This window comes from Micromonospora sp. NPDC049051, assembly GCF_043197575.1.
Classification (GTDB): domain Bacteria; phylum Actinomycetota; class Actinomycetes; order Mycobacteriales; family Micromonosporaceae; genus Micromonospora.
This window is the reverse complement of the sequence record NZ_JBICTL010000001.1, coordinates 522,832-540,571: the sequence shown is the minus strand read 5'-3', so window position 1 is coordinate 540,571 and position 17,740 is coordinate 522,832. Positions and strand designations below refer to the sequence as shown.

Here is a 17,740-nt window from a genome sequence, read left to right as displayed (position 1 = left end):
CGTCACGCTCCTCCCACGGGCAGGGTGACCGTGAACGTGCTGCCCCGGCCCGGCTCGCTGGAGACCACGAGGGAGCCGCCGAGCATGGTCACCAACCGCCGCGCGTACGGCAGGCCGAGGCCGGTGCCGCCCACCCGGGTCGTGCCGGGCACCTGGTAGAACTCCTCGAAGATCCGTTCGTGCAGCTCCGGGGGGATGCCCGCGCCGGTGTCGGAGACGGCGAGCGACCACCGGTCGTCGTGCCGTTCCGCCCGCAGCCGGACCTCCCCGCGCTCGGTGAACTTGAGTCCGTTGTGCAGCAGGTTGCGCAGGACCTGGGCGAGCAGCACCTCGTCGGTGCGCAGCGTCGCCGGAAGGGGCGGCTCCTCCACCACCAGCTCCACCTCGGGCCGGGTGGCCAGGGCCCGGAGCGTGCCGCGCAGCTGGCCGAAGACCGGCCGCAGGTCGACCTCGGCCCAGTCCGGCTCGATCCGGCCCGACTCCGCCTTGGCCAGGTCGAGCAGCTCGTTGACCAGCGTGAGGAGGTCACCCGCCGAGGAGCGGATCAGCCCGACCTGGCGGGCCTGCTCGGCGGTGAGCGGATCGGAGGCGGAGTCGCCCAGCAGCCGCCCCAGCCCCATGATGGCGGTGACCGGTGCCCGCAGCTCGTGGCTGACGTTCGCCAGGAACCGGCTCTTCGACTCGCTCGCCGCGCGCAGCTGGGCGGACTTCTCGTCCAGCTCGGCGTAGAGGGCCACCACGCCGCGGTTGGTCTCCTCCAGCTCCTCGGTGAGCTGGTTGTAGAGCGCCATCACCCCACGGTTGGTCTCGGCCAGCTCCTCGTTCAGGACGGCCAGCTCGTCGCGCTGGCTGCGTACCTCGTCGAGGGCGGCGATGAGCTGCGCGTTCTGGGCGGCCAACTCGTCCAGGGCGCTGCCCGGGGCGTTCCGGTCGAGCTCGGCGCGCAGCTCGGCGAGGCGCTCGGGGGTCAGCACCGCGGCGGCGACCGGAACACGTCGGGACATCCTCACGACCGTATCCCCTTCCCGCGTCACCACGCCCAACTTGTCCACCAGGCGCGCCACGGCCCCGGACTGCGGCTCGTACCGGCCGCCGGGCAGCGGGCGCACCGGGAGGAGGTCCACCCGCAGGTGCCGCCTGCCGTCGACGGCGTCGTGGACGAGGACGAACGCCACCTCCGCCCCGCCGGCCGAGTGCAGCAGGTCCCGGGCCACCTCGCTGAGCGCCGTGGCGATGCGTACCTGGTCCTGGTGCTCCAGCCCGACGGCGGCGGCGACCTCGCGGCCCCGCTGCCGCACGACGAAGATGTCGTGTTCGACCCGCAGCGCCATCGTCAGCAGCGGCGCCCCGGTGGACCCGGTCACGGCCACGCCCGCACGGCCAGGACGCAGGCGTCGTCGCGGCGCGTGCCGGCGTCCCGCAGCAACGTCGCGGCCACCACCAGGGGCGACCGGTCGACGAGACCGGGGTAGTCGGCGAGCTGCCAGCGGTCCACCACCCCGTCACTGTGCATGACCAGCAGGGCGTCGGTCCCGAAGGGGTAGTCGTACTCCCGGATCGGGGGGCGTTGGTGCCCCGCGATGCCGGGTAGCGAGACCAGGCCCCGCCGTTTGCCGTCCGCGTCGATGACGGCGGCGGAGATGTTGCCGAGCCCCGAGTAGCGCAGCACCCCGGCCGACGGATCCGGCTCGGCCACGGCCAGCGCCGCGCCCCGGGTGTGCGACATCGAGCGGTGCAGGTGCGCGACGACCGCCGACGGCGCCCCCGCCGGCGCCTTCCGGAACGCGTCGAGCGCGGCGTCGGTGGCGGCGGAGGCGAGCGGCCCGTGCCCCAGGCCGTCGCAGACGAGCACCTGACGCCGGCCGTCGACGATCCGCCACGCGTACCCGTCGCCGCTGACCGACTCCCCGGCCAGCGGCCGGGTGAGGGCGCCGACCCAGGGCCGCTCGGGCCCGCCGGCGTCATTCGGCCAGATCTGGACGGTGAGGACCGTGCCGCGCTCCGGTCGGGAGTAGCCGTCGAACCAGTTGGCCTGCCGGACGATCGCGCCGAGACCGATGCCGAGCGTCCCGGCGGTGGAGTGCCCGTCGCGGGAGGAGGCGGTGAGGTCGGCCATCCCCGGCCCGGTGTCGAGGGCGATCAGCTCCACGCCGGCCTCCCCGTCGCGCCGCACCGGCCGCAGCAGCAGGACGCCGTCGTCGGCGTGCTTGACCAGGTTGCTGGTCAGCTCGGCGGCGACGATGGACAGGTCGGCGATGCGGTCGGCACCCAGGTCGAGCTGGTTGCCGAGCCGTTCGGCGGCCCGGCGCACCGTGCTGGCCGCGCTGCCGCTCTCGACCCGGAACCAGACCCCGCGGTCGGAGACCGCGTCGTCGTTCACCGGGACCACTTGGTGACGGTGATCCGGGTTCCCTCACCCACGGCGGTCTGGATGTCGAACTCGTCGACCAGCCGGCGTGCGCCGCTGAGCCCGAGGCCCAGCCCGCCGCCCGTGGTGTAGCCGTCGGTCAGTGCCAGGTCGAGGTCGGCGATGCCCGGACCGGCGTCGGCGAAGACGATCCGTACGCCCCTGCGCCGGCCGTTGTCCACGCTGGCCACCTCGACCGTGCCGCCACCGCCGTAGACCAGGGTGTTGCGGGCCAGCTCGCTCGCCGCGGTGACGACCTTGGTCTGGTCGACCAGCGAGAGCTTGACCGCCACCGACACCGTACGCACCAGCTGCCGGACGCGGACCACGTCCTCGTCGCTGCGGATCGCCTGCGCCTGCGGCTGGCCCAGGTCGACTCCGGCGGTCATGACAACGCCGTCGTCTCGGCGTCCGGTTCCTCGTCGAACTCGGGCTCGTGCTCGTCGGCGTGGGCCGCGGCGATCAACTCCATGCCCCGTTCGACGTTGAGCGCCGTCCGGATGCCGTTGAGCGACAGGCCCAGCTCGACCAGGGTGATGGCGACGGCGGGACGCATCCCGACCACGACCGTCTCCGCGTCGAGCACCTTGGAGATCGAGGCGATCGTCGACAGCATCCGCCCGACGAAGGAGTCGACGATGTCCAGGGCGGTGATGTCGATGATCACGCCGTGGCAGCCGGTGGCGACGATCCGCTCCGCGAGGTCCTCCTGGAGCTGGACCGCCGTCTGGTCGGACATGTCGACCTGGATGGAGACCAGCAGGATGTCGCCGATCTTGAGGATCGGCACCCGTTCCATCAGGCCTCCCGGCGCTGGCGGCGGCCGGTCTCGACCCCGGTGAGCCGGAGCACGTGCCGCAGCGCGTCGGCGAGGCTGGCCTTGGTGGCGATGTCGCCGAACTCGATGCCCAGGGCCACGATGGTCTGCGCGATCTGCGGCCGGATGCCGGAGATGATGCAGTCGGCGCCCATCAGCCGGGCGGCCACCACGGTCTTGAGGATGTGCTGGGCGACCTGGGTGTCCACCGCCGGTACGCCGGTGATGTCGATGATCGCGTAGGGCGAGCCGGTGTCGACCAGGGTCTGGAGCAGCCGCTCCATCACCACCTGGGCCCGGGCCGAGTCGAGGGTGCCGACCAGCGGCACGGCGACCACGCCCTCCCAGAGCTTCACCACCGGGGTGGACAGCTCCAGCAACTGCTCCGCCTGGTCGGCGATGAGGCTCTCGCGGGTGCGTACGAAGCTCTCGAAGGTGAAGAGCCCCATCTGGTCGATCAGGCCGGTGAAGGCGACGTAGTCGCGGAGCTTGTCCGGGCCGCCCTCACCCTCCAGCAGCTCCAGCAGCACCTCCTTGAAGGAGAACACGCTGATGGCGGTCTCGGAGGCGGAGAAGCCCTGCCGGGCGCGCCCGCGGGACAGCTCGGAGAGCACGGCGCGCAGCTCCGTGGCGTGCTCGGAGTCGAGGTCGACGGCGCCCTGGGTGCTGGCGGTGATCATGCTAGAATGCAGCTCCTGCAGCTGCCGGCGCAGCTCCCCCTGGCTGAGTCGTCCGCGCAGGGACGCGGCGACGATTTCCGTCCAGCGGTGCGTGATCCGTTCGGCGTGATCGGTCAGCAGACCGGCCAAGCGGCTGCTTTCCTCGGCGCTCAACGCCATGGTGAACCCCCTTCGACCTCGACGGCGGACTCTATCACCGGGGGTCGGACCGCTACTTGCCGCACGGCAAACGAATGGGGGCGGCCACCGGATCCCGGCTCCCGTTCTGCGTACCACCCCGATCGTGGGATACCGTTTCCCCGATAACAGGAGGTCTGGCGAATGTCCTTGACGGTGCACACGGAACAGCGCGGCGACGTGGTCGTCGTCTCGGTCGCAGGCGAGTTGGACATGGCGACCGCACCGCAGTTGCAGGACCAGATCACCGACCTGCTCGACAAGGGTCGCAGCCGGCTCGTCTTCGACCTGGCGAACGTCTCGTTCTGCGACTCCACGGGGCTGTCGGTGTTCGTCCGGGCCAAGAACAGCTGCGACGAGGCGGGCGGCGTGGTGCGGCTGGCCGCCCCGCAGCGCGGGGTGCTCCGCATCCTGGAGGTCAGCGGCCTCGTCGAGGTGCTGCACACCTACCCGACCGTCGACGAGGCCGTGGCCGGCGACTCCGCCCCGGCGTCCTCCTGACGCTCGCCCCTCACGCCTCGTCCTCGATGTGTCGGGGACGGGCTATCACCATGCCCGCGCCGGTCTGCACGGCGAGTGCCACCAGCAGGAGACCGATCGGGGCGGTCCAGCCGCCGGTCGTCCCGTAGAGCGTGCCCACCAGCAGCGGCCCCAGCGCGGCGATGAGGTAGCCGACGCTCTGGCTGAACGCGGAGAGCGCCACGGTCCCGTCGGCGGTCCGTGCGCGCAGCCCGATGGTGGCCAGGATCATCGGGAAGGCGCTCTGCCCGATCGCGAGCAGCACCACCCACAGCAGCGCCCCTTCGTACGGCGCGACGGCCATCCCGACGTAGGCGAGCGCCATCGCGGCGGAGAGCGTGAGCACCAGCGGGTGCAGGGTGCGTAGCCGCCCGGCCAGGGTCGGCATCAGCAGCGCGATCGGCACGCCCAGCGCCGTCACCCCGGCGAGCAGCAGGCCGGCGTCCTGCGGCCGGTAGCCGGCGTCGCGGAAGAGCTGGGCGAGCCAGCCCATGATCGCGTAGGCGCCCAGCGACTGCGTTCCGAAGTAGACCGCCATCGCCCAGCCGAGCCGGGTCCGTCCCGGCCGGATCCGGCGGGGGCGGGACGCCACCACCGTCGGGGTCGCCGCCCGCCGGGCCGCGCGCGCCCGCAGCGCCAGCGGCACCCACGGGAGTACGGCCACCAGGGCCAGCCCGGCCCAGACGGCGAGACCGGCCCGCCAGGTGCCGAAGAGGTGCGCCACGGGCACCGCCGCCGCGGCGGCCACCGTCGCGCCCGCCGTCAACGTCATCGAGTACGCCCCGGTGACCAGCCCGACGCGGTGCGGGAAGTACTGCTTGACCAGGAGCGGGAGCAGGACGTTCGCCACCGCGATCCCGGCCAGCGCGAGGGCGCTGCCGGCGATGAAGACCAGCGCGGAGCCCGTACCGACCCGGACGAGCTGCCCGGCGGCGAGGATCAGCATCGCCACCACCAGCACCCGGGCCGGGGAGTGCCGGCGGACCAGCCGGGGGGTGAGCGACCCGAAGACGGCGAAGGCCACCGCGGGCAGGGTGGTCACGAACCCGGCCAGCGCACCGGAGAGGGCCAGGCCGTCGCGTACCTCGTCGAGCAGGGCGCCGAGGCTGGTGATCGCGGCCCGCAGGTTGAGCGCCACGAGCAGCATCCCGACGAGTACGAGCAGCCCACCGGTGACCGGGCCGGCCGGCGCGGGGGTGGGCACGCCGTCCGGCCGGGTGCCCGCGTCCGGTGCCGGGCCGGCGGGGGACGGCGGGGCGCCGGCGTCGAGGGAGACGGCCGGGGCGGCGGTGGTTGGCGGGGTCATGCGTCCGAACCTACAATCATGGGATGAATTCCTGGCGGGTGTTGTAACCAGTGCCACCGTCGGCTGATTCCCCCGCCGCGCCGCCCCGGGGACACCGGGTGCGGCAGACCATCGCGCAGCTCAGGGAGCGGATCCTCGGCGGCGAGTGGCCGGTCGGCGAGCGGATCCCCACCGAGCCGCAACTGGTCGCGGCGCTCGGTGTGGGGCGCAACACGGTCCGCGAGGCGGTACGCGCGCTGGCCCACGCCGGGGTGTTGGAGTGCCGGCAGGGCTCGGGGACGTACGTGGTGTCGACCGACGAACTGGCCCCGGTGGTGGCGCGCCGGCTCACCGCCGACCGGATGGCCGAGGTGGTCGAGGTGCGTCGCGCCTTCGAGGTGGAGGCCGCCCGGCTCGCCGCGCTACGGCGTACGACGGAGGACCTGGCGGCCCTGGACGGCGCGCTCGCCGCCCGCGAGGCGGCCTGGCGCGGCGGCCGGGTCGACGAGTTCGTGGAGGCCGACGCGGCGCTGCACACCGCCGTGGTCGCGGCGGCGCACAACGGCATGCTCGCCGAGCTGTACGCCTCCGTCGGCACCGCGCTGCGCCACACGGTCGCCCAGTCGATGGGCGACGCGCTGGAGCCGGAACGCTACGTCGACCACTCCCGGCTGGTCGAGGCGATCCGGGCCGGCGATCCCGGCCTGGCGGCGACCGAGGCCGGCGCTTTTCTGGAGCCCACACCAGGGGCATAGGTTGGGCCGGACGGAAGAGCGGACACCTCAGGAGTACGGATGCTCAAGGGATTCAAAGACTTCATCATGCGCGGCAACGTCGTCGACCTGGCGGTCGGTGTCGTCATCGGCGCCGCGTTCACGGGCGTGGTCACCCAGCTCACCAAGTCGTTCCTGGAACCGATGATCAGAGTCTTCGTGCTGCTCATCACCGGCAGCGACAAGGGCCTCGCCGGCACCGCCCCGATGTTCCGTGGCATCGCCTTCGACTGGATCGCGTTCGTCAACGCGCTGATCACCTTCCTGCTCACCGCGGCGGCGCTCTACTTCCTCGTAGTGTTCCCAATGAACAAGCTGGCCGAGCGGCGCAAGCGGGGCGAGGAGCCGCCGCCGAAGGCGCCGAGCGAGGAGGTCAGGCTGCTCACCGAGATCCGCGACGCCCTGGTCGCCGCCGGCCACACCACCCCCGGGCAGCAGCGCGGCGCGCTCGACGACGTGCTCGGCCGCCGGCAGGAACCGCCCACCATGCGCTGAACCCGGCACACGCACATCGGCCCCTGCGGGATTCCCGCAGGGGCCGGACTTTTTCGTACGCATGTTCGATAGAGTCCCCGTCATGGAGCAGCGGAAGCACTGGTGGAACGGGAAATGGGGCCGGCTGGCCCGGCGCGACGTCTTCCTCCGCGTGGACGGCGACCGGTGGCACGTCGAGCAGCGCGCCGGCGGCTCCGAGGGCGTCTCCCGCTTCTACGAGCACGACACCGCCGACGAGGCCGAGGAGACGGTCCGGGCGCTGCTCCAGGGCACCGACACGTGGCGCGAGCTCTCCCCCCGCCCCCCGACCGCCTGGTGAACGGCCACCGCCCGAGATCTTGGACAGTTGCCGCTCGGGCCGAACGAAACTGTCCAAGATCTCGACGATGGTTTAGTCGGAGCGGGGTCCGGGAACCGCGCCAGGATGGAGCAGCAGGGCACCGAGCGACAGGCGACAGTTTCCCGGGTCACCACGGGCATGCGGGTGATCGACGCCGACGGCACCGAGTTCGGGACCGTCGACCTGGTCCAGCGGGGTGACCCGAACGCGGTGACCGTGCAGGCGCCGACCGCCGACCCGGGCAGCAGCCTGGACGAGCTGATCGAGTCGACGGCCGTCGAGGAGCCGGACGTACCGGCCGACCTGGCGGCCCGGCTGCTGCACAGCGGCTACCTGAAGGTCTCCACCGACCTCGTCCGCACCGGCGCGGTGTACGTGCTCGCCGAGCAGATCGCCGCCGTCACCGACGACCAGGTACGCCTCGACGTCCCGGCCCGCGACCTGCCGCCCGAGGAGTAGCGGGGCCCGTCCGATATGCCGCCGGGTGTGGGCACGTCGTCAGCACCGGGCAGGCTCGCCGCACGCTGTCGAGCTGATGTCGTAGACGACTCACGCTGATGTCGTAGACCGACTCACGCTGATGTCGTAGACGATTCAGCTCGACAGCGCTCGTGGACGCTCAGGTGCCGCCGGACCGCCCGCCGACCCGGCCGCGATCGCCCGGCTGGTGCACGCCGCTCGGCGGCCCGGCAACCGCGACGGACTCCGACCCGGGCGACGCTGGCCCAGGTGACGCCAGCCCGGGCGCGGCGGGTTCGACCGCCGGTTCCGGCGCGGCCGGCCCGCCGGAGCGCTGGCGGAAGAGCAGGAGCATCACCCCGCCCGCGACCAGGCCCCAGAACGCGCCGCCCACGCCGAGCAGGGTCACTCCGGAGGCGGTGACCACGAAGGTGACCACCGCGGCCTCCCGGGCCGCCGGCTCCGCCAGCGCCGAGGTGAGCGCGGTGGCCAGCGCGCCCAGCAGCGCCAGCCCGGCCACCGCCTCGATCAGCACCGGCGGGGCGAGCGCGACCAGCGCGGTGGCCGCCCCGGCGCCCAGCCCCAGCAGGGCCAGCCCGGTCCCGGCGGTCACCGAGGCGATCCAGCGGCGGCCCGGGTCCGGGTGGGCGTCGGGGCCGGCGGCCAGCGCGGCGGTGATCGCGGCGAGATTGACCGCGTGCCCGCCGGCGGGCGCGGCGAGCACGGTGGTCAGCCCCGTGGCGCGCAGCGCGGCACCGAAGGGCGGCCGGTAGCCGTAGCCGACCAGCACCGCCATCCCGGGTACGTTCTGCGCGGCCATGGTGACCAGGAAGAGCGGCAGCGCCAGGCCGACCATCGCGGAGACGTTCCAGGCCGGGGCGGTCAGCTCGACCACGGGCAGCAGCCGCGCGCCACCGAGCCCGGAGACCGGGGTGGTCAGCGCGATCGCCGCCACCGCGACGGCCAGCGCACCCGGCACCGCCCACCGCCGGGCGAACCGGTGCAGCAGCAACCAGGCCAGCACCACGGGGACGGCCAGCCGGGGCACCTCGACGAGCGCGCGTACGGGGGCGGTGCAGAGCGGCAGCAGGACCCCGGCGAGCATCGCGCCCGCGACCGGCCGGGGGATCGCCGCGACGGCCCGCCCGAGCGCGGGGAACAGCCCGGCGGCCACGATCAGCGCGCCCGAGACGAGGAACGCCCCGACGGCGACGGGCCATCCGCCGGGCATCGCGCCCGTGGCGACCAGCAGCGCCGCGCCGGGGGTGGACCAGGCGATGCTCATCGGGATCCGGTGCCGCAGGCCCAGCCACACGGCGGAGACCCCGGAGGCCACGCACACCGCGAGCAGCCCGGAGGCGGCCTGCGCGTCCGAGGCGCCCACGGCCCGCAGGCCGGCCAGCACCACCGTGAACGAGCTGGCGAATCCGACCAGCGCGGTCACCACGCCCGCCAGCACCGGTTGCGTCCGTCCCGCCATCCCACCCCCCGATCGTTCCGTTTATGGAACAGAAACGTGTAGCACGATAGCGGGATGCCACCGACGTCACCAGCCCACCCACCGCACGTCGACCCGGAGCGCGTCGCCGTCGGCCGGCGGCTCCGCGCGCTGCGCGAGGAGCGGGGCATGTCGCTGTCCACCCTGGCCCGGCTGGCGGGCGTGGGAAAGGCGACCCTCTCCGGGCTGGAGCACGGCACCCGTAACCCGACCCTGGAGACGCTCTACGCGATCACCGCGCAGCTCAGCGTGCCGCTGACGGCCGTGCTCTCCGGCCCGGGCGCCGGGGCCAACATCCGCGGCGCCGCGGTCAGCGGCATCCTGCTGGAGGTCTTCGAGGACACCGACGCCACCTACGAGCTGTACCGCATGCTGGTCGCGCCCGGCGCGGAGCAGCTCTCCCCCGCCCACCAGCGCGGCGTCACCGAGCACATCACCGTCTTCTCGGGTGTGCTGCGCGCCGGCCCGGTCGACGCGCCGCTGACCGCCGCCGCCGGCGGGCACCTGCGCTGGACCTCCGACGTGCCGCACGTGTACGCCGCCGTCGGCGACGAGGAGGTCGCCGCGAGCCTCCTGCTCCGCTACCCCCGCCACTGACACCCGTCGACGACACGGCCCGCACAGGTCCGGTGACCAGTGACCACCCCGGCGACGACACGGCCCGACTCGCCGGACGCCGGGCCAGCGCGGCGGCTCAGCCGTCCACGGGCGTCGACACCGGCAGCCGCCGCTGCACCGCCCAGATCGCCGCCTCGGTACGCGACGCCGACCCGGTCTTGCGCAGCAGGTTCGACACGTGCACGGTGACCGTCCGCACCGAGATGCCGAGGGCCCGCGCCGCCTGCTTGTTGGACATCCCGGCGACCAGGCAGCCCAGCACCTCGATCTCCCGCCCGGTCAGCTCGGCGTCGACGGGGTCGGCGGGCCGCTGCGGCGTCACCCGGGGCGGGCGCGGCGCGGGCGGCGGCCGGAGCAGCGCCTCGGGCCCCCGGCCGGCGTGGGCGGCGAGCAACTCGGTGAGCGCGTACGGGTTGCCGCCGGTGCGCTGCCACACGGCGCGCACGAGCCGGCCGGAGGGGGGCGGGTCCGCGTACACCTGGGTCAGCACCTGGGCGACCTCGGCCGGAAGCAGCGGTCCGAGGTGTTGGCGGACGGCGCCCCGGACGCCGCAGAGCCGGGCCAGGGCGCGGACCGCGAGGTCCGGCGCGACGGCGTCCTCGGCGGGCCGGCTCGCCACCACCAGCAGCGCCGGCAGGTCGGCGGCCGTCGCCAGCTCGCCCACCAGGTTGAGGCTGGCCGGGTCGAGGGCGTGCAGATCCTCCACCACCAGCACGGCCGGGCCGGCGCCGACCAGCATCCGGACCACCCGCACCGCGAGCCGCAGCAGGGTGCCCGGCGCGTAGCGCTCGCGCGGCGCGCTCGGCTGCTGGGCGAGCCAGGCCAGCGCGTCGCGCGGCAGGTCGAGCCGGCTCGTGTCCCGGCCCGTGAGGACGGCGGCCAACCAGTCGTACGGCGCGGGGCTGTGCACCCGCGCGGCGCCGGAGAGCACCACCGCCGGCCGGGGGGCGAACGCGTCGAGGGCTGCCGCGACCAGCAGGGACTTGCCCACCCCGGCGGCCCCGGTGATCACCGCGACGGTCGGCGCGCCCGGCCGGGAGGTGACCACGGTGGACCAGGCGCGGTCGAGCTCGGCGAGCTCACCGGCGCGTCCGACCATGGACACCGGCATCATTCCCCAACCCTACGCAGTAGTGCGTAGAGACGGCGGGAGGGTGTTCTTGGCAAGCTTGACCCCATGAAGCTGATCCTCCGCTCGGCCATCATCAACGACATCGGCCTGGTCCGCACCAACAACGAGGACTCCGCCCTCGCCGGTGACCGCCTCGTCGCGGTCGCGGACGGCATGGGCGGCCTGCCTGCGGGGGAGGTGGCGAGCGAGATCGTCATTCGCATCCTGGACGAGCTGAACCCGCCGACCGCCCCCGACGAGGCGGCCGGAGCGCTGCGGGCCGTGGTGAGCACGGCGAACCGCCGCATCCACGCCGCCATCACCGTCGACCCGGCGCGCGACGGCATGGGTACGACGCTGACCGCCGCCCTGCTCGCCGGGGATGCGCTGGTGCTGGCGCAGGTGGGCGACTCCCGCTGCTACCTGCTGCGTAACGGGGAGCTGACCCAGCTCACCCGGGACGACACCTTCGTCCAGGCGCTGGTCGACCAGGGGGCGCTCTCGCCCGAGCAGGCGCGGCACCACCCGCAGCGGTCCCTGGTGACCCGGGCGGTGCAGGGCTCGGACACGCCCCCGGCGGTCGGCGTACTCACGGTGGTCGCCGGCGACCGGCTGCTGCTGTGCAGCGACGGGCTCTCCGACTATGTCGAGGACGCCACGATCGCCGCCGCCCTGACCACGTACGCGGACCGCCACCAGTGCGGCGAGCAACTCGTCAAGCTCGCCCACCAGGCGGGCGCGCCGGACAACGTGACCGTCGTGGTCTCGGACGTCGTGACCGTCTGAAAATCGTTCCGGCTCCTTTCGCGGGCGCTCGCGGGTATCTAGGTAGTTGTGCCATCTAGGTAGCGTCGCTATGTTCGTCGCGTGGAATCCGACCGGCGTGGGCAGTGGCTGCGCGGGGTGCTCGACCTCTGCGTCCTGGCGCTGCTGCGCGAGGGCGAGTCCTACGGCTACCAGCTCGCCCAGGCACTGGAGGCCGCCGGCATCGGGCCGATCCAGGGCGGCACGCTCTACCCGGTGCTGCTGCGGCTGCAACGCACCGGTCTGGTCACCGCCGAGTGGCGGGAGGGCGATGCCGGACCGGCCCGCAAGTACTACCGGCTCACCGACGACGGGCGGGCGACCCTGCGCCAGGGCGGCAACGCCTGGCTCGCGTTCGTCGCCCCGGTGACCGGCCTCGTCACGAAGGGGGTCGACGGATGAACGCCGACGATTGGCTGCGGGCGTTCGCGGCCGAGTTGGACCGGCGCCGGGTCCGGGCGGACGCCGCCCGGCACGTGGTCGCCGAGGCCGCCGCGCACCTGCGCGACGGTGGGGGCGACCCGTGGGCCGTCTTCGGCCGGCCGCAGGACTACGCCGCCGCGATCGTCGAGACCATCGGCACCGCGCCCGGTCCGCGCCCCGGGCCGGTCCGGCTGCACGCCCGGGGCATCACCAAGCGGTACGGGCGACACACCGTCCTGCGCGACGCGTCCCTGACCGTCCGGGCCGGGCAGATCGCCGCCGTGATCGGGGCGAACGGCTGCGGCAAGAGCACCTTCCTGCGCGTCTGCGCCGGCCTGGTCTCCCCCGACGCCGGGGACGTGACCGTCTCCGGCCGGGTCGGCTACTGCCCCCAGCAGGGCGGCACCGCCGACTTCCTGCTGCCCGACGAGCACTTCGTGCTGATCGGCGCCGGCCGGGGCGTGGCCCGCGGTCCGGCTCGCCGCGCCGGCCGGGCGGCGGCCCGCCACCTCGGCTGGGAGGCCGACGGCGACGTCCTCGCCCGCGACCTCTCCGGCGGCACCCGGCAGAAGCTGAACCTGACCATGTCCACCCTCAGCGAGCCGGACGTGCTGCTGCTCGACGAGCCCTACCAGGGCTTCGACCAGGGCACGTACGTCAACTTCTGGGACCAGCTCGCCCGGCTGCGCGACGAGGGACGGGCGATCGTCGTGGTGACGCACCTGCTCAACCAACTCGACCGGGTCGACCTGGTGCTCGACCTGACCCCGGCAACCCAGGGAGGGCGCGCGTGAACCGCCTCGCCACCGTCGCCGAGATGACCCTGCGGGAGTTGCTGCGCCGTCGGGGCGTGCTCCTGCTGCTGCTGTTGATGCCGCTGGCGTTCTGGATGATCCGGCGGGACTCCCACGTCGGGCAGTCGGTGCGTTCGCTGCTGCTCGGCATCAGCTGGGCCGTCAGCACCGCCGCCCTCTTCGCCACCGGCGCGGCCCGCGAACTGGAGCCCCGGCTGCGGCTGGCCGGCTACCGCCCGCGCGATCTCTACCTCGGTCGGCTGCTCGGCCTGTGGGCGGCCGGGCTCCTGCTGTCCGTACCGTTCTTCCTGCTCACCGTCGTCGATGCGCCCGAGCTGCGGCACGGCGGGGTGGCGGTGGCGATGCTCTGCTGCGTGGCGGTGGCCGCGCCGTTCGGGATGCTGATCGGCGCGCTGCTCCCCCGCGAGCTGGAGGGGACGCTGCTGCTGCTCACCGTGGTGGCGGTGCAGATGCTGATCGACCCGGCCGGCACCGGCGCCAAGCTGACCCCCTTCTGGTCCAGTCGGGAGATCGCCACCTGGGCGGTGGACCACGCCGACTCCGGCTACCTGACGCGCGGTTCGCTGCACGGGCTGGCCGTCACCGCGCTGCTGATCGGCGCCGTGGCGGCCGTGTTCAGCGTCCGGCTGCGCCGCCGCCGGCACCTTCGACACCTGCCGATCGGCTGACGGCGCGCCACGCCGGTAACCGGCGATTGCGGTTGCGGCGGCTGCCGGACCGGGATGGGATGGGCGGATGACCGTCCGCCGGGTGCACGCCGAGGAACGACTCACCACCAGCTTCGCGCTCGGCGCGTACGCCTTCGAGGCGTCGCCGCGCAGCGTGGCCCGGGCGGAGGAGTTCCGCGGTTACCTGCCCTACAACGAGGGCAACCGGACGCTGATCGTCGAGGAGGGGCGCACCACGGTCGCCGCCGCCTCGGCGATCCCGATGCGGCAGAACCTGCGCGGCGAGGTGCTGCCCATGGCCGGTGTCGCCGGGGTGGCCACCCACCCGCTGGCCCGCCGGCGCGGGCACGTACGCACCCTGCTGCACCAGCTCCTCGACGAGATGCGCGACGAGGGGCACCAGCTCAGCGCGCTCTACCCGTTCCGGCCGTCGTTCTACGCCCGGTTCGGCTACGTGGGGCTGCCGAAGCCGCGTACCGTCACGTTCTCGCCGGCGGACCTGGGCGAGCTGCTCCGCGCCGACCTGCCGGGCGAGGTCGGCTGGGAGCGGATCGGCGACGGCTACCCGCAGTGGCGCGCGTTCACCGAGCGGTGCCTGAACGAGCGGCACGGCTTCGCGATCTTCCCCGGCTACCGGGACGTGGGGTTGCGCGACCGCGACGAACACTGGCTGCTGACGGCCCGTACGGGCGGCACGGTCACCGGCGCGGTGATCTACCGGATCGACGACCACGGCGGCACGCTCGCCGCCGGCGACCTGCTCGCGACCGACCCGCTCGCGCGCACGCTGCTGTTGCAGTTCTTCGCCCGGCACGTCGACCAGGTGGAGCGGGTGACCGTCCAGGTGCCCGTCGACGAGGCGCCGGAGCTGTGGCTGACCGACCTGGCGGTGCACGTCGAGGCACGGGTGGCCCGCCCGAGCGCCTCCGCGCCGATGGCCCGGCTGCTGTCGATCGACGCGCTGGCCGGGCTGCCCGTCGGGCCGGGCCGGGTGCGGATCGAGCTGGCCGGCGACCGGTGGCTGGCCGGGTCGTACCTGCTGGACGGCACGACCGGCGCGCTGGAGCTGGTCACCGGCGCCGCCGCCACCGCCGGCTCGCCGCCGACCAGCACGCTGACCGCCGCCGGACTCTCCGCGCTGGCGTACGGGGTGCTGGACCCGGTCGAGGTGGGCCTGCGCGGGCTGGGTGACGTGTCGCCGGAGGCGGCGGCGGAGCTGCGCCGGCTCTTCCCCCGCCAGCACCCGTACCTCTTCTCCGACTTCTGACCGCCGCCGCTCGCGGTCGGTCAGTAGGGGTTGCCGTGGCCGGCGAGGCGACCGCCGAGCAGGGCGGCGGGACGGCCCGGGAGGCCGCCGGCCGCCGACATCGGCGGGCTGGTGGCGTGCGCGCCGTCGGCCATGCCGGCGAGGAGTTCCCGCAGCGCGCTGAGCGCGTCGTGGCGCGGGTGCCAGCCCAGCTCCGTCTCGGCGCGCTCGCTCGACATGAGCGGCGCGTGCAACGCCAGCTCCACCCAGCCGCCGTCGATCGGTTGCAGCCGCGCCCGCCAGGTCAGCGCGGCGGCGGCGCGCAGCACCGGGGCGGCCACGGGCACCGTCCAGCCGTGGAAGTGCCGGGCCACCAGCTCCGGGGTCAGCACCGGGTCCGCGGCGACGTTGAACGCGCCGCGCGCGTCACCCAGGACCGCCCGGGCGTACGCGTCGGCGACGTCGTCGGTGTGCACGGCCTGCATCCGCAGCCGCCGGTTCGTCGGCACGATCGGGATCCGGCCGAAGCGCAGCAGCCGGACGGGCGCGAACGGGCCGAGGAAGTAGCGGGTGATCTCGGTGGCCGCCGCCCGCTGGAAGTTCAGCCCGGGCCGCAGCCGCACCACCCGCAGCTCCGGGTGCTCCCGCTCCGCCCGGTCGAGCAGCGCCTCCACCTCGGCCTTGTCCCGGCTGTACGACGAGCCGGGCACCCCCGTCGCCGGCCAGCGCTCGGAGACCGGCCGGTCCTTCGGGCCGGACGCGTAGACGCCGACCGACGACGCGTACACCAGAGCCGGCACGCCGGCGCGGACCACGGCGTCGATCACGGCCGCGCTCCCGCCCACGTTGGTACGGTGCAGCACCCGCTGGTCGTGGCTGGGCTGGATCTGCCAGGCCAGGTGCACCACCGCGTCGGCCCCGGCGAAGACCTCGGCGAGCTGGCCGGCCGCCCCGGGCAGGCCGACGTCGCAGGAGTGCCACTCCACCTGGTCGTACGGCTCGCCGCACTCCGGCCCAGGCAGCCGACGCGCCACCCCGGCGAGTTCCAGCCCGCGCTCCCGTCGCAGCCGGCGCAACAGGGCGGTGCCCGCGTTGCCGGTCGCCCCCACCACCACGATCCGCATGCCGCCCCGTACCCGCTCTGTCGCGCCTCAATCGCTTCTGGGGCAACGCTTTCCGGCGCGAGCTAGTACGCTCGCGGGCGCGTTCTGCGGACCCGACCGCGGCAGCGGCGCGGGTCGGCGGTCGCGGGTCGAGCGGCGAGAAGGGCGGGGCAGGATGACGAACCACCTCGATCGAAGCGGCCGGCCACGGGCGACCGTCTATCCGGCGTCGCTGACCCAGAGCCGCCTGATCAAGGGACGTCACGCGCCGGGCGGCCCGCCCGCGCAGATCGTGGGCACCCACCTGCTGATCCGCGGGCCGCTGGACGTCGACCGGCTCCGCGACGCGCTGATCGGGCTCGTCCGCCGGCACACCATCCTCCGCACCAACTACGCCTTCGCCGAATCGGGAGAGGTGCTGGCGATCGTCCATCCGGGCGAGGGCCCGGACGTGTTCACGATCGCGCCGGCCACCGGGATGTCCGACGAGGACGAGATCCGCAAGCACGTGAGCGACGTCCTCGACGACGCCACCCAACGGTTCACGACCCCGGACCGCCACACGATGCTCCAGGCGATCCTGATCCCGCACACGCCAGGCGTCCACAGCCTCCTCCTGGTCATCGACCACATCGCGATCGACGAGCGTTCGAGGGCGGTCCTCCAGCGGGATCTCGCCACGCTCTACGCAGGCCGGTCGGAGGATCTCGACGAGCCGTACGCCTACGACTCGTCCGCCGTCCGGAACACGTTCCCGAGCGTCGAGGACTCGCCGGAGATCCTCGATCTCCTCACGCCGCTGCCGCCACGCTTCCTGACCGATCTCGAGGTGGAGGCAACTCGGCCGGTGGTGACCGAGGGCCTGCTCGGCCCGGAGATCTCCGCCCGCATGGGCACCGCGGCGAAGCGGTTGGGCTGCACGCGCTTCATCATCAACGTCACCGCGCTGCTCTGGGCGCTGAAGCAGCTCTCCGGGACCGACGACGTCGGCCTCGTCACGGCCGTGGACACCCGACGCAGGCCGCAGGACTTCGACACCGTCGGCTTCTTCCAGAATCTGATCTTCCTCCGCTCGCGCTCGCCCCGATCCGCGGGCCTGCGACGGACCTTCGAGGAGTGCCGGACGCTCGTACGCGACTCGCTGCGGCGGCGTGACTATCCCATCGCCTCGCTGATCGCCCACGCCGCCGGGAAGCGCGAGGGAGGCGCCTGCCGGAGCCCGCTCTACCAGGTCGTGCTGGCGTATGCGCGGGAGGACGTGGACCTGCACTGGACGCTGGACGGTGTCGACGTGCGAGCGGTGGAACTCGATCACCCGCAGGCGTCCATCGAGCTGCTCATCTTCGTCACCGAGTCCCCGTCCGACACGAACGCGCTGCTGATCGGCGCGGCGGACGTGCTCGGAGCGGACGATCTGCACCGACTGCTGACCCTGTGGCGGGACGCGGTCGGCGAACTCACCCGCGACGGATCGACCGACCCGGTCGGCGCTCGGGCGTAGG

General features: G+C 73.9%; 21 protein-coding genes. 12 read left to right on the top strand and 9 right to left on the bottom strand.

Going from position 1 to position 17,740, the window contains the following annotated elements; all coding sequences use genetic code 11:
• Nucleotides 1–2: 2 nt before the first annotated feature.
• Genes ACGFIR_RS02635 through ACGFIR_RS02615 form a run of 5 tightly spaced genes read right to left on the bottom strand, consistent with a single transcriptional unit; the run spans nt 3 to nt 4,063 of the window.
• Nucleotides 3–1,331, bottom strand: a complete 1,329-nt coding sequence (locus ACGFIR_RS02635) for an ATP-binding protein (RefSeq protein WP_393143718.1) — start codon at nt 1,329–1,331, stop codon at nt 3–5.
• A 29-nt stretch (nt 1,332–1,360) separates the two neighbouring features.
• Nucleotides 1,361–2,389, bottom strand: coding sequence for a SpoIIE family protein phosphatase (locus tag ACGFIR_RS02630; RefSeq protein WP_393142838.1), 1,029 nt, complete (start codon nt 2,387–2,389; stop codon nt 1,361–1,363).
• Nucleotides 2,377–2,796 (bottom strand): ATP-binding protein, encoded by a 420-nt coding sequence (locus ACGFIR_RS02625; RefSeq protein WP_393001163.1) that lies wholly within the window; start codon nt 2,794–2,796, stop codon nt 2,377–2,379. Before ACGFIR_RS02625 ends, ACGFIR_RS02630 begins: the two co-directional genes overlap by 13 nt.
• Nucleotides 2,793–3,206, bottom strand: a complete 414-nt coding sequence (locus tag ACGFIR_RS02620; RefSeq protein WP_393001165.1) for an STAS domain-containing protein — start codon at nt 3,204–3,206, stop codon at nt 2,793–2,795. Before ACGFIR_RS02620 ends, ACGFIR_RS02625 begins: the two co-directional genes overlap by 4 nt.
• Nucleotides 3,206–4,063, bottom strand: coding sequence for an STAS domain-containing protein (locus tag ACGFIR_RS02615; RefSeq protein ID WP_393001167.1), 858 nt, complete (start codon nt 4,061–4,063; stop codon nt 3,206–3,208). Before ACGFIR_RS02615 ends, ACGFIR_RS02620 begins: the two co-directional genes overlap by 1 nt.
• A gap of 162 nt (nt 4,064–4,225) precedes the next feature.
• Here ACGFIR_RS02615 and ACGFIR_RS02610 point away from each other — a divergent pair, with 162 nt between their 5' ends.
• Nucleotides 4,226–4,582 carry an STAS domain-containing protein gene (locus tag ACGFIR_RS02610; protein ID WP_393001169.1) on the top strand — a complete coding sequence of 119 codons (357 nt, stop codon included), beginning with the start codon at nt 4,226–4,228 and terminating at the stop codon, nt 4,580–4,582.
• Nucleotides 4,583–4,592: 10 nt separating this feature from the next.
• Here the strand turns inward: ACGFIR_RS02610 and ACGFIR_RS02605 are convergent, their stop codons facing one another.
• On the bottom strand, nt 4,593–5,906 hold the full coding sequence (locus tag ACGFIR_RS02605; RefSeq protein ID WP_393142836.1) for an MFS transporter: 1,314 nt from the start codon (nt 5,904–5,906) through the stop codon (nt 4,593–4,595).
• Nucleotides 5,907–5,956: 50 nt separating this feature from the next.
• On the opposite strand from ACGFIR_RS02605, the gene ACGFIR_RS02600 reads away from it, so the two are divergent.
• From ACGFIR_RS02600 to ACGFIR_RS02585, 4 genes are all read left to right on the top strand, one after another.
• A complete protein-coding gene (locus ACGFIR_RS02600) occupies nt 5,957–6,640 on the top strand; it encodes a FadR/GntR family transcriptional regulator (protein WP_393142834.1) in 684 nt (227 codons plus the stop codon).
• 39 nt (nt 6,641–6,679) lie between these two features.
• Nucleotides 6,680–7,153: a large conductance mechanosensitive channel protein MscL gene (mscL, locus tag ACGFIR_RS02595; RefSeq protein WP_393001175.1), complete on the top strand. Its 474-nt coding sequence runs from the start codon at nt 6,680–6,682 to the stop codon at nt 7,151–7,153.
• An 82-nt stretch (nt 7,154–7,235) separates the two neighbouring features.
• Entirely contained in the window at nt 7,236–7,472 is a 237-nt protein-coding gene (locus ACGFIR_RS02590) for a hypothetical protein (RefSeq protein ID WP_393001177.1), read from the top strand.
• Nucleotides 7,473–7,577: 105 nt separating this feature from the next.
• A complete protein-coding gene (locus ACGFIR_RS02585; RefSeq protein WP_393001178.1) occupies nt 7,578–7,952 on the top strand; it encodes a hypothetical protein in 375 nt (124 codons plus the stop codon).
• 160 nt (nt 7,953–8,112) lie between these two features.
• On the opposite strand, the gene ACGFIR_RS02580 is transcribed toward ACGFIR_RS02585, so the two are convergent.
• Nucleotides 8,113–9,432 carry a benzoate/H(+) symporter BenE family transporter gene (locus ACGFIR_RS02580; RefSeq protein WP_393142832.1) on the bottom strand — a complete coding sequence of 440 codons (1,320 nt, stop codon included), beginning with the start codon at nt 9,430–9,432 and terminating at the stop codon, nt 8,113–8,115.
• Between the two features lie 54 nt (nt 9,433–9,486).
• Here ACGFIR_RS02580 and ACGFIR_RS02575 point away from each other — a divergent pair, with 54 nt between their 5' ends.
• Nucleotides 9,487–10,047 (top strand): helix-turn-helix domain-containing protein, encoded by a 561-nt coding sequence (locus ACGFIR_RS02575; RefSeq protein WP_393001182.1) that lies wholly within the window; start codon nt 9,487–9,489, stop codon nt 10,045–10,047.
• A 97-nt stretch (nt 10,048–10,144) separates the two neighbouring features.
• Here the strand turns inward: ACGFIR_RS02575 and ACGFIR_RS02570 are convergent, their stop codons facing one another.
• On the bottom strand, nt 10,145–11,182 hold the full coding sequence (locus ACGFIR_RS02570) for an AAA family ATPase (RefSeq protein WP_393001184.1): 1,038 nt from the start codon (nt 11,180–11,182) through the stop codon (nt 10,145–10,147).
• 63 nt (nt 11,183–11,245) lie between these two features.
• Here ACGFIR_RS02570 and ACGFIR_RS02565 point away from each other — a divergent pair, with 63 nt between their 5' ends.
• The 5 genes from ACGFIR_RS02565 (at nt 11,246) to eis (ending at nt 15,156) form a co-directional block, all read left to right on the top strand.
• Complete coding sequence (locus tag ACGFIR_RS02565; protein ID WP_393001186.1) at nt 11,246–11,965, top strand: PP2C family protein-serine/threonine phosphatase; 720 nt, start codon at nt 11,246–11,248, stop codon at nt 11,963–11,965.
• 81 nt (nt 11,966–12,046) lie between these two features.
• Nucleotides 12,047–12,385, top strand: a complete 339-nt coding sequence (locus ACGFIR_RS02560; RefSeq protein WP_393001188.1) for a PadR family transcriptional regulator — start codon at nt 12,047–12,049, stop codon at nt 12,383–12,385.
• Nucleotides 12,382–13,200, top strand: a complete 819-nt coding sequence (locus ACGFIR_RS02555; RefSeq protein WP_393001190.1) for an ATP-binding cassette domain-containing protein — start codon at nt 12,382–12,384, stop codon at nt 13,198–13,200. Before ACGFIR_RS02560 ends, ACGFIR_RS02555 begins: the two co-directional genes overlap by 4 nt.
• Entirely contained in the window at nt 13,197–13,889 is a 693-nt protein-coding gene (locus ACGFIR_RS02550) for an ABC transporter permease (protein WP_393001192.1), read from the top strand. Before ACGFIR_RS02555 ends, ACGFIR_RS02550 begins: the two co-directional genes overlap by 4 nt.
• A 67-nt stretch (nt 13,890–13,956) precedes the next feature.
• Nucleotides 13,957–15,156 carry an enhanced intracellular survival protein Eis gene (gene eis, locus ACGFIR_RS02545; RefSeq protein ID WP_393142830.1) on the top strand — a complete coding sequence of 400 codons (1,200 nt, stop codon included), beginning with the start codon at nt 13,957–13,959 and terminating at the stop codon, nt 15,154–15,156.
• 20 nt (nt 15,157–15,176) lie between these two features.
• Here eis and ACGFIR_RS02540 read toward each other — a convergent pair whose 3' ends face one another.
• Nucleotides 15,177–16,259: an NAD-dependent epimerase/dehydratase family protein gene (locus tag ACGFIR_RS02540; RefSeq protein ID WP_393142828.1), complete on the bottom strand. Its 1,083-nt coding sequence runs from the start codon at nt 16,257–16,259 to the stop codon at nt 15,177–15,179.
• Between ACGFIR_RS02540 and ACGFIR_RS02535 the strand changes: the two genes are divergently transcribed.
• Nucleotides 16,258–17,739 carry a condensation domain-containing protein gene (locus ACGFIR_RS02535; protein ID WP_393142826.1) on the top strand — a complete coding sequence of 494 codons (1,482 nt, stop codon included), beginning with the start codon at nt 16,258–16,260 and terminating at the stop codon, nt 17,737–17,739. The genes ACGFIR_RS02540 and ACGFIR_RS02535 overlap by 2 nt on opposite strands.
• The last annotated feature ends 1 nt before the right edge of the window (nt 17,740 follow it).

Excerpts from the sequence above, each read along its gene's own strand:
- ACGFIR_RS02585 (WP_393001178.1), top strand. The coding sequence starts at position 7,578 with ATGGAGCAGCAGGGCACCGAGCGACAGGCGACAGTTTCCCGGGTCACC.
- ACGFIR_RS02570 (WP_393001184.1), bottom strand. The coding sequence starts at position 11,182 with ATGATGCCGGTGTCCATGGTCGGACGCGCCGGTGAGCTCGCCGAGCTC.
- ACGFIR_RS02635 (WP_393143718.1), bottom strand. The coding sequence starts at position 1,331 with ATGGCGCTGCGGGTCGAACACGACATCTTCGTCGTGCGGCAGCGGGGC.
- ACGFIR_RS02535 (WP_393142826.1), top strand. The coding sequence starts at position 16,258 with ATGCCGCCCCGTACCCGCTCTGTCGCGCCTCAATCGCTTCTGGGGCAA.
- ACGFIR_RS02615 (WP_393001167.1), bottom strand. The coding sequence starts at position 4,063 with ATGGCGTTGAGCGCCGAGGAAAGCAGCCGCTTGGCCGGTCTGCTGACC.
- ACGFIR_RS02605 (WP_393142836.1), bottom strand. The coding sequence starts at position 5,906 with ATGACCCCGCCAACCACCGCCGCCCCGGCCGTCTCCCTCGACGCCGGC.
- ACGFIR_RS02610 (WP_393001169.1), top strand. The coding sequence starts at position 4,226 with ATGTCCTTGACGGTGCACACGGAACAGCGCGGCGACGTGGTCGTCGTC.
- eis (WP_393142830.1), top strand. The coding sequence starts at position 13,957 with ATGACCGTCCGCCGGGTGCACGCCGAGGAACGACTCACCACCAGCTTC.
- ACGFIR_RS02580 (WP_393142832.1), bottom strand. The coding sequence starts at position 9,432 with ATGGCGGGACGGACGCAACCGGTGCTGGCGGGCGTGGTGACCGCGCTG.
- ACGFIR_RS02625 (WP_393001163.1), bottom strand. The coding sequence starts at position 2,796 with ATGACCGCCGGAGTCGACCTGGGCCAGCCGCAGGCGCAGGCGATCCGC.
- ACGFIR_RS02575 (WP_393001182.1), top strand. The coding sequence starts at position 9,487 with ATGCCACCGACGTCACCAGCCCACCCACCGCACGTCGACCCGGAGCGC.
- ACGFIR_RS02540 (WP_393142828.1), bottom strand. The coding sequence starts at position 16,259 with ATGCGGATCGTGGTGGTGGGGGCGACCGGCAACGCGGGCACCGCCCTG.
- ACGFIR_RS02590 (WP_393001177.1), top strand. The coding sequence starts at position 7,236 with ATGGAGCAGCGGAAGCACTGGTGGAACGGGAAATGGGGCCGGCTGGCC.
- ACGFIR_RS02620 (WP_393001165.1), bottom strand. The coding sequence starts at position 3,206 with ATGGAACGGGTGCCGATCCTCAAGATCGGCGACATCCTGCTGGTCTCC.
- ACGFIR_RS02565 (WP_393001186.1), top strand. The coding sequence starts at position 11,246 with ATGAAGCTGATCCTCCGCTCGGCCATCATCAACGACATCGGCCTGGTC.
- ACGFIR_RS02555 (WP_393001190.1), top strand. The coding sequence starts at position 12,382 with ATGAACGCCGACGATTGGCTGCGGGCGTTCGCGGCCGAGTTGGACCGG.
- mscL (WP_393001175.1), top strand. The coding sequence starts at position 6,680 with ATGCTCAAGGGATTCAAAGACTTCATCATGCGCGGCAACGTCGTCGAC.